Here is a 16,233-nt window from a genome sequence, read left to right as displayed (position 1 = left end):
CCTATCTCTAGGTCTGACCCCTCAGCCGGGGTCATAGAGATATTGGGCATCCACGATACACAGCACAGGTCATGCGGGGCTAACGCCCCTTTGACCTGTGCCTATTTAAGAGGGACCTCTGCCGAGGTCCTTACCCCATTATCCTAAACAGTTTGAATATCATCATTCGTACAACTGTCTCTTCTAATGCGTAACCCCTGACCAAATTATACCCAATCTCAAGCACCGTCACCAAATCATAACGCAAACGATACAGAAGAAGAAAAAGCATTTGATAGTTGTAAATAGAATAAACGCACCAACAAAATGCCTGCATGAACCTAAACCAATGGGCCAAAAAAGCCCATTTATAATAGACTGATATCCAACACCATATAAAAGCGAAAACTGAGTTGCAACTAAGCGATCGGCGAGATGCAACTAAGCAAATGCCGAGTTGCAACTAAGCAAACGCTTAGTTGCAACTAAACTTTTCGCCCGACCACTACCTCCGACCTGTCTGACCTGTCCGACTTGTCCGATTAGCCCCCCCAAAAAATAATCGCCCTCTACTAAGGACCTCTCCGAGGTCCTTACCCCAAAGACACTCCGCAAAAAACCAAACAGTAAGACCTTTTCTAATGCGGAACTTCGTGCAATAGCCCCTCACTAGTGTGGACTATATCGCAAACATTTGTTATATTTACACCAAATAAAAGATAAACTCAAAAGAACTATTCATAAAAAAACACAAGACTGTATGGAGCCGATAAAGCACTACAAAAACAAATGGGATCGCTTCACCATTATCATGACCACGCTAGTATTGATCGTGATTACCATTGCGGTCATTGCCCTGTACTGCGAAGGGGGACTATGGCTTCAAGTGACGGCTACAGTACTATTGCTATTTGCCATCATCCCTATATTCCTTCGCCCCCTCTCCACCAGCTACGATGGTGAGAAGCTAGTCGTCCGATTTTTATGTTATAAAAAGGTCTACAGCCTATCTCAGTACACTCCTATATATATAGAGCACTTCTCGACCACCAAAGCAGTACGGCTTTTTGCCTCGGGTGGGTACTTTGGCTACTGGGGCATCTGGCGCATGCACCTTAATGGGAGAGATCGTTGGGATACGCTCCACTCCTATACCACCTCACGCAAAGAAGATTGCATTCTACTGATGCCAAAAGAGGAAAGTAAGCATAAAGTGCTCCTGAATGCCGACGGAAGGTGGTTCTCTACGCCTGACTAACCACTCATCTCGGCAGGGGTTACGCATTAGAAAAGTCTGCGTGTCATTCATTAGAGAATTGTTGGGGAAAGAACCTCGGCAGAGGTCCCTCTTAAATAGGCACAGGTCGGAGGGGCAAAGCCCCGAACGACCTGTGTGTAAGAGCATATTCCCTAACTCTATGACCCCGGCTGAGGGGTCAGACCCAGATAAGGTTGTCCGACCCCTCAACCGGGGTCGCAAGGGTGTTTTGCACATCGTTATACACAGGTCTTCGGCACTGCGTGCCTTGACCTGTGCCTATTTAACACGGACCCCTCAGCCGGGGTCCTCACCTTTATACACACCTATCAATACCCTACGGCAAGACGTTCCTAATGGGTAACCCCTGCCTTATCTCGGTTGAGAGCCTCCCGATTGCTGAAATATGGGTATATTTGTGGATATTTTAATCAGCAACACACATATATTATATTGAGCAATATGGAGAGTAAAGAGCAAATCCGAGAGCACCTCTCGGTATATAATAGTAGGACGAGAGCAATAGAGCCCCTTCGACCCAAGCAGTCACCCCACGTGGGAATGTACGTTTGTGGTCCTACCGTTTACGGCGATGCCCACTTGGGGCATGCTCGCCCTGCCATCACCTTTGACCTCCTCTTCCGTTACCTTACCCACTTGGGCTACAAGGTGCGGTACGTGCGCAACATCACCGATGTAGGTCACCTAGAGCATGACGCCGATGAGGGAGAGGATAAGATTCAGAAGAAAGCACGACTAGAGCAGGTAGAGCCAATGGAAGTGGTGCAGTACTACCTCACCCGCTACCATAAGGATATGGATCTCCTGAATGTGCTTCCACCCTCTATTGAGCCAATGGCAAGTGGGCATATTATTGAGCAGATTGCTTTAGTTCAGGAGATTCTAGACGCTGGCTATGCCTATGTTTCCAATGGTTCGGTCTACTTTGATGTACCTAAGTACAATAAAGATCACCAATATGGTGTACTCTCGGGCCGTAATATTGAGGATATTTTAGAGAATACCCGCAGCCTAGATGGGCAAGAGGAGAAGCGGAGCTCTGTGGACTTTGCCCTTTGGAAAAAAGCAAGTCCAGAGCATATTATGCGTTGGCCTAGCCCTTGGAGCGATGGCTTCCCCGGATGGCATGCGGAGTGTACGGCGATGGGACGTAAGTACCTCGGCGATGGATTTGATATCCATGGCGGGGGTATGGACTTGATCTTTCCTCACCACGAGTGTGAGATTGCCCAAGCAGTAGCAGCGGAGGGGCACGAGATTGTGCCAGTATGGATGCACAATAATATGATCACCATCAATGGGCAGAAGATGGGCAAGAGCCTAGGCAACTTCATCACATTGGAGCAATTTTTCTCTGGTGAGCATGAGTCGCTAGAGAAGGCATACGACCCTATGGTGATCCGTTTCTTTATCCTTCAAGCCCATTACCGTTCGACAGTAGACTTTAGCAATGAGGCACTACAAGCATCGGAGAAGGGGCTGGAGCGCCTGATGAGTGCCTACGCCACTTTGGGCAAGCTAAAGCCAGCTAAGCAGGAGACTGAAGTGATGCCCAACTATAGAGAGCAGTGCTACGCGTCGCTTAATGATGACCTCAATAGCCCTAAGGTGATTGCGGAGCTCTTTGATGCCACCCGCAAAATCAATCAGGCGGAGAGTGGTGAGATTGGGCTGACGGCAGAGCAAATTGAGGAGCTCCACCAGCTCTTTGACACCTTCTTCTTTGAGATACTGGGGATGCGGCCAGCTGGTGCAGGGGAGTCCTCGGCGCACCTCGAGGCATTTGGCAAGGCGATGGATCTACTTCTGGAGATCCGACAAAATGCCAAAGTAGCCAAGGACTGGGCGACCTCGGATAAGATCCGTGATGAGCTGAAGAAGATAGGCTTTGAGATCATGGATGGCAAGGAAGGGAGCACGTGGAGACTCTGACACTCATCACAGGTGGCAGCCGATCGGGCAAGAGTAGTGAGGCGGAGCGAAGGGCTTTGGCACTTTCGCCTCGCCCCATTTATCTCGCTACGGCTACAGTGCAAGATGAGGAGATGGCCGATCGGGTGCGACGACATCAGGAGCGAAGGGCCGACAAGTGGGAGACCATTGAGGAGCCACTTTGGCTAGGTCGGCTCGACCTTTCGGGCAGGGTGGTACTGGTGGACTGCCTTACCCTTTGGACCACCAACGTCTTTTTTCATGTGGAAGAAGATGTGGATAAGGCTCTTTTCTTCATTAAGAAGCAGCTTGAGGAGCTTCTTAGCCACCCAGCCACTTATATATTTGTGACGAATGAAATAGGAATGGGTGGCGTCTCAAGTAATGCGATGATGCGGAAGTTTTCCGACCTACAGGGGTGGGTCAATCAGCATGTTGCCTCTCTCTCGGATGAGGTGGTGCTGATGGTTTCGGGTATTCCTTTGAAAATAAAATAAGAGTAATCAATCATTATGAGACACTTTGAAATTACACCGCTAGATGAGGCCTTCGGGCAAAAGATGCTGGAGTACATAGATGATATTGCGAAGCCAAAGGGCTCGCTAGGGAAGCTGGAGCAGATCGCACGCCAGGTGGCGATGATTCAGGGCAAGATGCACCCTACTCTAGAGCGGCCACACCATATCCTCTTCTCTGCCGATCATGGTATTGAGCAGGAGGGGGTGAGCAAGTCGCCAAGGGCGGTCACGTGGCAGCAGACGATCAATTTTAAGCGCTCTGGCACGGCGATTGATTACCTCACTCGCCAGCATGATATTGAGCTGGTGATCGTGGATTCGGGGGTGGATTACGACCTCCCTAAGGAGCTGGGGATCGTTGATTGTAAGATACGGAAGGGAACCTCTAACTTCCTTCACGAGCCAGCAATGACCCGTGAGGAGGCTAATCAGTGTATTGAGGCGGGAGCAAGGCAGGTGGAAATCGCCCACGACAAGGGGTGCAACATCATCTCTTTCGGAGAGATGGGCATCGGTAATACTAGCCCCTCAGCTGTGTGGATGCACCTACTGACAGGGATTTCTCTGCACGATTGTGTCGGCTCGGGTAGCGGATTACACGGCGAGGAGATTTCCCACAAGGAGCGGGTACTTGCCGAGGCAATTGCTAATGCACCCAAAGATTTGAGTGCAGAGGAAGTGATGAGCTACTTTGGTGGCTTTGAGATGGTGATGACGGTGGGGGCGATGCTACGTGCTGCAGAACTGAAGATGACGATTGTGGTGGATGGCTTTATCATGACTGCCTGTATGCTGATGGCAAGCAAGCTCTATCCCAACGTACTTCAGTACGCACTATTTGGGCATAAGGGAGATGAAAAGGGACACAGCTTGATACTCAATTACCTCCATGCCGACCCGATCCTTAACCTAGGCATGAAGCTAGGAGAGGGTACTGGAGCAATTTGTGCCTACCCAATCATCCAATCGGCGGTGCTGATGCTATCGGAGATGGCTCTATTTGGCAACACCAATCCTATTGAGAAGTATTTTTGATGAATAAAGTTAAGTACTATACCTATGATATATTGGCAGCCATCTCTGCCTTGACGAGGTTGCCTATTTGGCGACTGGTTAATATCCCGAAGGAGAACTATCGCCGTGTGGTCTACTACTGGAGCGTAGTGGGGTGGCTCACGGGGCCTTTGACAGCGCTAGTAATATTGGGATTGGGGCAGTTTCTCCCAGTCACTCTAGCAGTGACTATAGGGTTTATTTTCCGTATTCTACTCACTGGTGGAATGCACGAAGATGGTCTGATGGACTTCTTTGATGGCTTCGGTGGAGGGCGGACGCGGGAGCGAATTCTGGAGATTATGAAGGATAGCCACTCAGGTGCCTATGCAATTATAGGCTTTGTGAGCTATGCAGCCCTTTGGATAGGGCTCCTCGGGTGGATGCCACTGGAGGCAGCCTTTTATACCGTAATGGTAGGAGACCCCATCAGCAAGTTTGTCGCTTCCAACCTGCCACGGCTACTCAAGTATGCTCGGAATGAGGAAAGTGCCAAGATGAAGGTGGTCTATGAGGATCGCCCGCACCGAGGGCTCTTTATTCTAGCTGCACACTTTGGACTTCTGCCGATCTCTCAATGGTCGCCTGCTGGCTGGTGGATGCTACTATTCTCGGTCCTCACATTTGGTTTGCTTTACCTCTTGATGAAACGAAGGCTCAATGGCTACACGGGCGACTGCCTGGGAGCAACCTTTCTTCTCTGTGAGGTGATGAGCTACTTAGCCGTTTGGATATTTATATTATGAAAGAGTTATTGGTTGTACGACATACTTCGGTGGATGTACCCCAAGGCATTTGCTATGGGGGGACAGATGTGCCACTGCAGCCTACTTTTGCAGAAGAGGCTGAGCTAGTAAGGCAAAGGCTGGAGGGCTATACCCCAGATAGAGTGCTTTCGAGCCCCCTTTCGAGGGCTACTCGGCTTGCCAATGCAATAGGGTACCCTGAAGTGGATACTGATGAGCGACTGCGCGAGCAGCACTTTGGCGCTTGGGAGATGAAAGCTTACGACGAGATAGAGGATCCTCAGCTACTTCGCTGGTATGAAGACTATGTCTATGAGCGCCCTACAGATGGTGAAAGCTTTGCCGAAGTGGTCACTCGCGTAGGCACGCTCCTAGAGGAGCTGAAAGCGAGTAATCACGAAAAAATACTAATATTTGCACATGGAGGGATTCAGATGGCGGTAGGGGCTTACCTAGGTCTGTATGAGCTAATTGACGCACCACAGCACTTCCAAGGATATGGCAGTGTGATGAGATACCAGCTATAACCTTCTTAAAAGCTACTAAAAGAGCGTGGAGAAGAAAGGACTAAGAGATTACTTAGAAAAAAAAGAGTAACTTTGCGTGAATGTATATCTAGCTTGAGGCATTGAGACCTTAGGAGCTAGGACTAATAGGATATTTGAATGGCGTGATGAAAAGATATAAATGGTATGTGGTAGGTACCACATTGATATTAACGGCACTCCTTTTTTCGGCCTGCCGAAAGGATAATGGTCCCCGAACGACTCCAATCTATACGGAGTACACCTATCCAGCCTCTATAAAAGCCTCTTTCCCTAAACCTAAACAGAAAGAGGAGAAGGATAAAGAGGAGAAGGATAAGGACAAAAAGGAGGAGGTGAAGGGGCTACCGAACCTAGACTTCAACATCGACAATAGGGCGATGAGGGTGTGGAATAAGATACCCCTCCCCTACCAGAGCAAGTTTGACTCCCTCGACCTCACCATAGCGGTGACCTCAGAAGCGGTGGTGAAAATCATCAATGAAACCACTCAGAAGGTCACAGTATACGCATCAAATAGGCGTGCCCAGCGAATAGATGCCACAGGAGGTAAGCTCAAACTTACCGTGGAGATCGAAAAGAAGCCAACACTCACCTACGACCTAAGGATACTCACTTATGGTTATGACCCCGACAAGTTTACTTGGACTAAGGAGTCGGCGTCACTACCCATCGCTGCAGTAGACGCCAAGGTGCTGAAGTACCAGAACCGTATTTTCTGGGTTGCTAGCCTCTCAGATGGTTCTAGCAAACTGTATGAGTATGAGCTTACGAATAGTAAATTTCCCGAAGTGGAGGGAGCTGATATCCCAGCGCAACTACTTCCCTCTAGCATAGTAACAGATGGGAAAAAGCAAGTATGGGCTATCTCTAAGGATCAGAAGCTATATAGCAGCAAAGACCTTAAGACTTGGCAGGCGCACGACCTTGGGAGTGTAAAGGTCTCTCAGATGATAGGCGAGGCCACTACCATTGATGGGAAGAGCAACTTGCTCGTCATAGGGCATAAGGAGGGCTCAAATCTCTATCAAACCTACACTATCACCTCAAGTGGAGCAGAGCCACAAGGGGTTCTGCCTAAAGGTTTCCCTGTGAAGGAGGCATACGTCTATTCCTACTCACAAGATGGGATCACGGCGATTACACTCTACAGTGGATTGAGATTTGATAACAAGCCATCGACTAAGAGTTACTTCCTCTCTGGTAGCTTACAATGGGGTGAGACACCTTATCAAAAGGAGGAGAAGGTGCTCCCAAATAGTGGTGGACTCTTCTTGCAAACCGGTAAGGAGGCGGAGCTATTTGTCATCGGAGGACTCTATGGAGAAGCCAACCAACCCTCTAGTGAGATCAAAAGAAGTAGTGATAAAGGCATCACGTGGATAGCTCTCCCCAATCAAACAACCGTAGGTGGCGACCTCCTTCCACGTCACTCAGCATCGGGTATCGCTTTAGGTAGCGACAAGGCTCTAAACATCTACCTTCTGGGAGGGATTATTAATGGAGCACCGAGCCAGGAAATTTGGCACGGGCACCTCGATACTACTGGCGGAATCATCAATAGCTTTAATTGACAAAGTATGATAGAGAGTGCCCTAGCGAAGATAGATAAGGACCGCATTCCACGCCACATTGCAATCATTATGGATGGCAATGGGAGATGGGCTAAGCAACAAGGTAATAAGAGAACCTATGGACACGAGCGTGGGGTAGAAACAGTCAGAACAATCCTAAAGGCTGCCAACGAGCTTGGGGTGAAGACGCTCACGCTATACACCTTTTCGGAGGAGAATTGGAAAAGGCCGCAAGAGGAGGTGGAAACTTTGATGAGGCTACTTGTGACAGCAGTGGACAACGAATTAGAAGAACTGAAGAGCAACAATATACGTCTAGAGGTACTTGGAAATATGGCGGAGCTCCCTAAAGAGCCTCGTGAAGCATTACAAATGGCGATAGAGGAGACGGCCAATAATAGTGGGTGCCAAGTGGTATTGGCAATTAATTACTCTGGCAGGTCGGAGCTCATACATGCCGCCAAGCAATTAGTCAAAAAGGGATGCACGGATATTGATGAAAAGCTCTTTGCAGAGAATCTATACCTAACAACGCTACCAGATCCAGACCTACTGATTCGCACTGGTGGAGAGTTTCGGATTAGCAACTTCCTGCTTTGGCAATTGGCATATACCGAGCTCTATTTTACCCCCACCTTTTGGCCTGACTTTGGGAGGGAAGAACTATTCAAAGCGATACTTGACTTCCAGCAGAGAGAAAGACGGTTCGGGAAAACGGGCGAGCAGGTAAGTGACAGAAAGATAGAGAGATAAGTATATAATGAGGAAGATGATAATGTGGGGCAAAATAATAGATAAAGCCATGACCATAAAACAACTATACCGACTTGTAGCAGCAGTAACGCTGGGTTGCATAATGCTACCAAGTCTGCAAGCCCAAGACCACACCGATACACCAGTAGTCTCCTATGCTCGACCTTCCAATAAGGTGATAGCAGGAATTGACCTCGTAGGTAATAAAAGCTACGACCGACAAGTGGTGATCAACATCTCTGGGCTCAAGGTGGGGCAAAGGGTTGCCATCCCTGGAGAAGAGATCACCCAAGCGGTGCAAAATTATGTACGCAATGGGCTATTTAGCGAAGTGGGTATCTCTGCCTCTAAGATTGAAGGCGACTCGGTATGGCTAACCATCAATATCGCTGAACACCCACGACTCTCTAAGCTACAGATCAATGGCGTAAAGAAGGGCGAAGCAGACGACCTAAAGAAGGGAAAGCTACTCGCTCTACAAGAGGGAGTACAAGCCACTCCTAATATCATCAACCGGGCTGAGATAGAGATTAAGCGCTTCTTCGATGCCAAGGGATTTAGCACGGCAACGGTAGAAAGCCGAACCATCCCCGACCCAGACAAGGAGGGTTTTGTGCAATTGATCTTTGATGTAGAGAAAAACACCAAGACTAAGGTACAGCAGATCCACTTCTACGGCAATGAAATGCTATCGGACAATCAGCTGAGAAAGGCGATGAAGAAGACCAATGAGCGCTTCAACCTTTTCAAGAACTTCATCCCGAGTATCTTGGAGATCTTTAGCCAAAAGAAGTTTGTGCAAGAGGACTACAAAGCGGATCTCAATAATATCATTGACCTCTACCACGCATACGGATATCGTGATGCTGAAATCATCAAAGATAGCATCTACCGTGCCGATGACAAGCGGATCAATATTGATATACATATCAATGAGGGTAAGAGGTACTACATAAAGGACATTAACTTTGTAGGAAATACCAAGTACACTACTGAGGACTTGGCAAGACTTCTAGATATGGAGAAAGGCGACATCTACGATCAGAAGAAGCTCAAAGAGCGTATGACCACTGACGAGGACGCCATCTACAATATCTACTCTAATAACGGCTACCTCTTTGCCAATATGACCCCTATTGAGACGGAGGTGAAGGGCGACTCAGTGAGCCTAGATATCCGCATCCACGAGGGCAAGCCAGCCACTATCAATAAGGTGATCATCAGTGGAAACGACCACGTATATGAGGAGGTAGTAAGGCGTGAGCTTTACACTAAGCCAGGGATGCTATTCAACCGCGATTATATCATTCGTACCATGGAGCAGATCAATAACATGGGTCACTTCGACCAAGAAAAGATAGCTCCAGAGATTATCCCTAATGAGGATAGCGGCACCGTAGATATCGCGTGGAACCTAGTACCTAAGAGCAATGACCAGGTGGAGCTCTCTATCGGCTGGAGCCAATCGGGACTGATATTGATGGCGGGATTGAAGTTCAGCAACTTCTCCATGCGAAATCTCTTCAACCCTTCCTCCTACAAAGGCTTCCTCCCAAGAGGCGATGGGCAAACCCTTGCACTAAGAGCTCAGACCAATGCTAGATACTATCAGAGCTACAGCATACAGTTTATGGACCCATGGTTTGGTCGTAAGCGTCCGAATATGCTAAGCATCTCCGCCTCCTACAGTAGGCAGACAGATATCAACCGTCGCTATTTCAACAACCAAATGTCTACCCTTCAGCAGTATAACCCATACGGCTATGGAGGTTATGGATATGGCTATGGTGGCTATCCTGGCTACGGCTATGGAGGTTACGGCGGTTATGGCGGCTATGGTGGCTACGGCGGTTATCCAGGTTATGGCTATGGGTACGGCATGATGCAGGAGCAGTATCAAGCACTGTACGAGAGTGCCTATGACCCTGATAAGACACTGGATATGCTAGGCCTGAGCGTTGCTTATGGTAAGCGACTTACCTGGCCTGATGACCGCTTCCAGTTCCAAGCTGGTATCAACTACACTATGTACCGTATGAAGAATTGGAGCTCTATCTACTACAACTTTGGGATGAGTAATGGTACAGCTAATGATATCAACCTTAGCCTTACCCTATCCCGTAGCTCTATCGACAACCCAATCTACACCAGGATGGGCTCCGACTTTACCCTCAACCTCACCTCTACACTTCCCTACTCTCTCTTTGATGGGAAAGACTACTCCGATCCTAAGCTTTCCGACGCAGACCGCAATAGGTTTATTGAGTACTACAAAATCAAAGGAAAGGGTCAGGTGTACATACCACTTCTGGATCCTTCGGTCAACAAACGCACACCAGTGCTGATGTTTAGTGCCGAGTCGGGTATCATCGGTAGCTACAACGCCAATAAGCGCTCACCATTTGGCACCTACTATATGGGAGGTGACGGTATGAGCGGATATTATACGGGCTACCTCAATGAAATGGTAGGTCTTCGTGGTTACAAGAATGGTAGTATCGCTGGAGGTAGTGGCAGGGGAGCCTATGCTTATAGCAAGTTCTTTATGGAACTACGCTACCCAGTAGTTTCAGAAAATAGCACCATGATTTGGATCCACACCTTCGCCGAAGCAGGTAATGCGTGGGAGAGAATTCAGGATATGAATCCATTCCAACTTAAACGCTCGGCCGGAATTGGCGTCAGATTTATGCTACCAATGGTAGGATTGATGGGAATCGACTGGGGTTATGGATTTGATAGGCCCGATGGCAGTGGCACAAAGGGAGGGAGCAATATCCACTTTATCCTAGGTCAGCAGTTCTAATCAACTACCTGCAAGTAGTTAATATATTATTCACCAATAGACGAAAGGATTGAATATGAAAAAGAACCTCATAAGACTGATTACCGCCCTAGCAGTGATGGCACTAGCCTTCACAGGAGCAAAAGCACAAGATGCTTCGGCACGCAACTACGCTCTTATAGATATGCAGTATCTCACGGAGCAGATACCACAATACAAGTCGGCCACCGAGGAGATAGAGAAAAAGGCAAAGGAGTGGAACAAAGAGATCAACCAACTCAATGAGCAAGCTAAGCAACTCTATGTCAAATACCAGAAAGACTACGACAAGATGACAGCCGACGACCGTGTAAAGCGTGAGAATGCCATCGTGCAAGTAGAGGAAAAAGCTGCAGAGCTACAGAATAAATACTTCGGCAGAAACGGTGAAGCAATGAAGCTACAAGAGAAGCTCATCAAGCCTATCCAAGATAACATTTACCAAGCGGTTAAACTCATATCAGAGCGTCGTGGTTACCAGATTGTCTTTGATCGTGCTAGCTCAGTAGGTAGCATCATCTACGCCGATCCTAAAGCCGATATTAGTAATGATGTACTCACCGTGCTCGGATACTCAGAATAAATAGGTACATTTGCCAAGAACTAAATAAGAGAATATACTAACCCTTATAGAATAAGAATTAGAGATGAAGAAAATTTTAATGACTCTAGTAGCCCTAGTGGCTCTACCACTTGCTATGCTAGCTCAAGAGCAGAAGATAGCAATTGTCGACGTGACCTCGATCATTACACAAATGCCAGAGACAAAGGCAATGCAGACTGAGCTAGACAATCTACTCAAGAAGTACGAGGATACTCACGTAGCAATGCAAGAGGAGTTCCAAAAGAAGTACGAATCTTATGCTGCAGAGCGTGAAGGTTTGCTAGAGACCATCCGCACCCGTCGTGAGCAAGAGCTTCAAGACCTTGCTAAGCGTATTGAGGATCTTCAGCAAGTAGCACAGCAAGACTACCAAAAGAAGCAAGTTGAGCTACTCACTCCTATCCAGAAAAAGGTGCAAGAGGCCATCGCAGCAGTAGGTAATGAAAATAACTACACCTACATCGTTGATGCATCCACAGTGATATTTATGAATAATAGCACAGCCATTGATGCTACTGCCAAGGTAAGAGCCAAGCTAGGACTATAAACCATTGAAGCATACACAGATAGAGGCTACTCACTACAGTGGGTAGCCTCTATTTCTTTTCCCTTATTACTTGACACCATAAAAATAACTGCTCTAAAATAGTGCTATATCAAAAAAAATGACTAAGTTAGCAAAGTAATCAAGAAACAGTGACTACGAATACTAATAGAATCATAGATAAACCAAAAAAAGCCAAAGACATTATGACTAAAACACTTTCATTTAACGAGCTGAGAGCCTTCAAAAACAGTCTTCCTCACGGAACAATCGCTAGAATCGCCGACGAATTAGGCATCGAGGAAGAAACCGTCCGCAACTACTTCGGTGGTAGCAACTTCTCCGAAGGGGAGCCTACCGGTGCACACCTTGAGCCAGGTCCTGATGGAGGGATTGTAGTACTTGACGACCTCACTATTTGGGATAAAGCCAATGAGATCTTGGCTGAGCTGAAGGATTAAGAGCAATCAATAGCCAAAAACTTAAAGGGCGACCTAGGTATCCACATGAGTCGCCCTTTTTATATCCACCAAAACCAACACCCGCAGGGGTTGAGCATTAGAAGGGTCTTATCGTAGGGCAATCATAGGTATCTCTATAGGTGAGGACCCCGGCTGAGGGGTCCGTGTTAAATAGGCACAGGTCGAGGCACGCAGTGCCGAAGACCTGTGTATAACGATGTGCAAAACACCCTTACGACCCCGGCTGAGGGGTCGGACAACCTTATCTAAGTCTGACCCCTCAGCCGGGGTCATAGGGGTGAGGAATATGCTCTTATACACAGGTCGTTCGGGGCTATTGCCCCTCCGACCTGTGCCTATTTAACACGGACCTCTGCCGAGGTCCTTTCCGTAGACAATTCGCTAAAGATCATACGGTAAGACTTTCCTAATGCATAATCCTTGCCAACACCAGACATACAAGTCTGTACCTCAGCTATATTTATTATCTTTGTAGGAGAATAATGAGATGTATTATGAGATATATACCCCTACAGATACTACTGATATTGACCCTACTCCTCAGCTGCAAGCCCGAGGAGGGGAGGAAGGTCATACAGCCTAATGAACTACGAGAGGTGGGCAAACTTGAGTTGGTGGAGTACCGTAGCGAAGAGATATTCGTCATCTCCTCCGACCAAAAAAGCCTAGAGAGTATCCGATCACTTGAGGAGGCAGCTGATTACCTCAGCAGTCTATTTGAGGTAGGCGACCGCATAGGCATCTACTCTTTTGACTTCTACACCATCGCCTACATCAACCTCTACAATCTCCAAGATAGCGACCTACAATACGATGAAGAGAACAAGTCCATCCAACTCACCCTACCCCCAATCGAGGTAGAGCCCATCGGGCGAGGTGGCACCCTCAAATTACTCCACGAGCGGGTCAATGGCAATAAAAAGTCCATCACCAGTGAGGAGCGACAAAATATGCAGCGACAAGCGGTGGCACTTGCCAAGCAAAACCTCCGCCCAGGCACACCCAAATATCAAGAATTGGTGACCAAAGCACAGAGCAAGGCCCAAGCCTACTTCACCAGCATCCTGAGGGCACGAGGGTACGAAGAGATAGAGATTAGATTTACACAGTCCTATGAAAAAGCGAACTAAGTGGCTTCTAGCCCTCATCATCATAGCGGTCATAGCCCTATTGCTCTTCCTTTTTCTCCCCAAGAGAGAAAAGAGCGATAAGCAACCCGAGATATTCCTCTCCGTAGCAAGCGACCTACGCGAGATGGTTAGGCTCACCACCATCGAGGGCGAGCGTATTGTCCCCATCACCTACAAAGGCAAAGGGGTCTCGGCATTCGGCATCGGCCACTACCGTGCACGCATCTCCTTCGACGTGGAAAATATACAGCAAGCCATTCAAGGGGATACCATCTATCTGGTACTCCCCGAGCCACAGGTGCAGATACTAGAGCATGAGGAGAATGGCTTCACCATCTACGACGTATGGGGCAATAACATCGCCACCCGCATCTTCGGTGCCAAGCTAAGCGTCGCAGATGAAAATGAGATGAAAAGAAAAGCCATGCGACAGCTCCAAAGCGACCTCCGCCAAGATGGCACTACAGAAAGGGCAAAGGCAGAGGCAAGAGAGCTACTTCACAAAATGTTTGGCATAGTCCCTGGCACCGTTATTGTGCTCGACACCCCAGCAGCCCTTCCACCTACAGCCCAACCAATTCCATTAGACCAACCGACACTTAACATTCAGAAACAAGATGAAATACAATAGACACAAGACCACTCCCGCCCACATTGGTGATATCACCATCGGTGGCGACGCCCCCATAGTGATTCAGTCGATGACCAATGTAGATACCAATGATATAGAGGCGTCGGTAGCACAGATTCTCCGACTGGAGCAAGCAGGTGCGGAGCTAGTACGCCTCACCGCTCAAGGCACCAAAGAGGCCAAGGCACTCGGCACTATTGAGGCAGAGATTAGGGCAAAGGGAGCCAAGGTACCCCTTTCGGCCGATATTCACTTCAACCCGAGAGCAGCATACGAGGCAGCTCTCCATGTAGAGAAGGTACGCATCAACCCAGGCAACTTCTATGATCCCGCCCGGAAGTTTCAGAAGATCAACTTTACCGACGAAGAGTACCGAGCAGAGGTAGAGGCCCTTCAATCCAATTTCGAAACCTTCCTCCGCCACTGCCAAGCCCACCACACTGCACTCCGAATAGGCGTTAACCACGGCTCCCTCTCCGATAGGATCATGAGCCGGTATGGCGATACCCCCAGCGGTATGGTAGAAAGCTGTATGGAGTACCTAGAGGTATGCCATCGCATTCACTTCCACGATGTGGTCATCTCCATCAAGAGCTCCAATCCTCTCGTGATGACCGAGACGGTACGAGCACTTATCGAGAGAATGGACCAAGCTGGCATGCACTACCCACTGCACCTAGGAGTTACCGAAGCTGGTAATGGCGAAGATGGGCGCATCAAGAGTGCTATTGGCATTGGTGCCCTCCTAGCAGAAGGGATTGGCGATACCATCCGTGTCAGCCTTTCGGAAGAGCCCGAGGCGGAGATACCAGTTGCCAAGGTACTTCTCCACTGTGTAGAGGAGTTGGCAAAAGCAACACCCCTTGATTTCTCGCCCCGTTGTCAACCCTTCCGAAGCGAGGAGAAACCACTCGTGATGATGGATGCTCACCCTCACTTCGCCCAATTACATCCAGCAGACCGACCCGATATTGAGGTGACCGAAACAACACCCTTCATCCGAATCACCGACCAAGAAGCCCTCTCGGGTGAGGTGCCAGAGTTACCAGAGGGCAAGCAATTAGTGGTACGACTTACTGGTGCAACTGCCCCCACCCTGATGCTCGAAGCACTCGATCATACCCTTTCCCTACCTTATATATTAGAGGTTGATTGCACCCAGCACTCCCTTGAGGAGCTACCCACATGGTTGGGCTTCCAACTCGGTGGGGCACTGATGCGAGGGCAGTTAAGTGGTCTATATCTACGCAGACACGAGGAAGATGCTCTCGCCCTCTGCAGTATCGCATTTGGCTTACTACAGGCTTCACGCCGTCGCATCTCACGCACCGACTACATCTCTTGCCCCAGTTGCGGACGCACTCTATTTGACCTCCAAAGCACTGTTGCCAAGATAAAGGAGGCTACTAAGCACCTGCGGGGACTAAAGATCGGGGTGATGGGCTGCATCGTCAATGGACCTGGTGAGATGGCCGATGCCGACTATGGCTATGTAGGAAGTGCACCAGGCAAGGTGGACCTCTACAAGGCCAAGGAGCGCCTCAAGAGAAATATTCCACAGGAGGAAGCAGTGAAGGAATTGATCGAACTGATCAAAGCAAACGGAGACTGGAAGGACCCAGAATAACCTTTATATCAT

Annotated in this window: 15 protein-coding genes; all 15 read left to right on the top strand. The window is 48.5% G+C overall.

Features of this window, described 5'->3' with window-relative positions; all coding sequences use genetic code 11:
• Window positions 1-739: 739 nt before the first annotated feature.
• The 15 genes from HMPREF3027_RS07550 (at window position 740) to ispG (ending at window position 16,221) form a co-directional block, all read left to right on the top strand.
• Entirely contained in the window at window positions 740-1,237 is a 498-nt protein-coding gene (locus HMPREF3027_RS07550) for a PH domain-containing protein (RefSeq protein WP_070707873.1), read from the top strand.
• Window positions 1,238-1,699: 462 nt separating this feature from the next.
• Complete coding sequence (gene cysS, locus HMPREF3027_RS07545; RefSeq protein ID WP_070707872.1) at window positions 1,700-3,190, top strand: cysteine--tRNA ligase; 1,491 nt, start codon at window positions 1,700-1,702, stop codon at window positions 3,188-3,190.
• The gene (gene cobU / locus HMPREF3027_RS07540; RefSeq protein WP_070707871.1) at window positions 3,178-3,687 is read left to right on the top strand and encodes a bifunctional adenosylcobinamide kinase/adenosylcobinamide-phosphate guanylyltransferase; all 510 of its coding nucleotides are present in this window, start codon (window positions 3,178-3,180) and stop codon (window positions 3,685-3,687) included. The genes cysS and cobU overlap by 13 nt, the downstream gene beginning before the upstream one ends.
• A gap of 15 nt (window positions 3,688-3,702) precedes the next feature.
• Window positions 3,703-4,743, top strand: coding sequence for a nicotinate-nucleotide--dimethylbenzimidazole phosphoribosyltransferase (cobT, locus tag HMPREF3027_RS07535; RefSeq protein WP_070707870.1), 1,041 nt, complete (start codon window positions 3,703-3,705; stop codon window positions 4,741-4,743).
• Window positions 4,743-5,507, top strand: a complete 765-nt coding sequence (locus tag HMPREF3027_RS07530) for an adenosylcobinamide-GDP ribazoletransferase (RefSeq protein ID WP_070707869.1) — start codon at window positions 4,743-4,745, stop codon at window positions 5,505-5,507. The genes cobT and HMPREF3027_RS07530 overlap by 1 nt, the downstream gene beginning before the upstream one ends.
• Window positions 5,504-6,034, top strand: coding sequence for an alpha-ribazole phosphatase family protein (gene cobC / locus HMPREF3027_RS07525; RefSeq protein ID WP_070707868.1), 531 nt, complete (start codon window positions 5,504-5,506; stop codon window positions 6,032-6,034). Before HMPREF3027_RS07530 ends, cobC begins: the two co-directional genes overlap by 4 nt.
• A 146-nt stretch (window positions 6,035-6,180) precedes the next feature.
• Window positions 6,181-7,626 (top strand): DUF6242 domain-containing protein, encoded by a 1,446-nt coding sequence (locus tag HMPREF3027_RS07520; RefSeq protein ID WP_070707867.1) that lies wholly within the window; start codon window positions 6,181-6,183, stop codon window positions 7,624-7,626.
• A 6-nt stretch (window positions 7,627-7,632) separates the two neighbouring features.
• A complete protein-coding gene (locus tag HMPREF3027_RS07515; RefSeq protein ID WP_070707866.1) occupies window positions 7,633-8,379 on the top strand; it encodes an isoprenyl transferase in 747 nt (248 codons plus the stop codon).
• A gap of 103 nt (window positions 8,380-8,482) precedes the next feature.
• Window positions 8,483-11,185 (top strand): outer membrane protein assembly factor BamA, encoded by a 2,703-nt coding sequence (bamA, locus tag HMPREF3027_RS07510; RefSeq protein WP_083317553.1) that lies wholly within the window; start codon window positions 8,483-8,485, stop codon window positions 11,183-11,185.
• Between the two features lie 55 nt (window positions 11,186-11,240).
• Window positions 11,241-11,786, top strand: a complete 546-nt coding sequence (locus HMPREF3027_RS07505) for an OmpH/Skp family outer membrane protein (protein ID WP_018028325.1) — start codon at window positions 11,241-11,243, stop codon at window positions 11,784-11,786.
• 64 nt (window positions 11,787-11,850) lie between these two features.
• Entirely contained in the window at window positions 11,851-12,354 is a 504-nt protein-coding gene (locus HMPREF3027_RS07500) for an OmpH/Skp family outer membrane protein (protein ID WP_021902866.1), read from the top strand.
• Between the two features lie 203 nt (window positions 12,355-12,557).
• The gene (locus HMPREF3027_RS07495) at window positions 12,558-12,812 is read left to right on the top strand and encodes a hypothetical protein (protein WP_018028323.1); all 255 of its coding nucleotides are present in this window, start codon (window positions 12,558-12,560) and stop codon (window positions 12,810-12,812) included.
• A gap of 515 nt (window positions 12,813-13,327) precedes the next feature.
• Window positions 13,328-13,963, top strand: a complete 636-nt coding sequence (locus HMPREF3027_RS07490) for a DUF4230 domain-containing protein (protein WP_246830560.1) — start codon at window positions 13,328-13,330, stop codon at window positions 13,961-13,963.
• A complete protein-coding gene (locus tag HMPREF3027_RS07485; protein WP_070707863.1) occupies window positions 13,947-14,594 on the top strand; it encodes a DUF4230 domain-containing protein in 648 nt (215 codons plus the stop codon). The genes HMPREF3027_RS07490 and HMPREF3027_RS07485 overlap by 17 nt, the downstream gene beginning before the upstream one ends.
• Window positions 14,581-16,221, top strand: a complete 1,641-nt coding sequence (gene ispG / locus HMPREF3027_RS07480; RefSeq protein WP_070707862.1) for a (E)-4-hydroxy-3-methylbut-2-enyl-diphosphate synthase — start codon at window positions 14,581-14,583, stop codon at window positions 16,219-16,221. The genes HMPREF3027_RS07485 and ispG overlap by 14 nt, the downstream gene beginning before the upstream one ends.
• Window positions 16,222-16,233: the final 12 nt, after the last annotated feature.

The organism is Porphyromonas sp. HMSC077F02, from assembly GCF_001815465.1.
GTDB classification, from domain to species: domain Bacteria; phylum Bacteroidota; class Bacteroidia; order Bacteroidales; family Porphyromonadaceae; genus Porphyromonas_A; species Porphyromonas_A somerae.
Note: the sequence above shows the minus strand (reverse complement) of the source record. Positions and strands in the feature narration are given on the sequence as shown.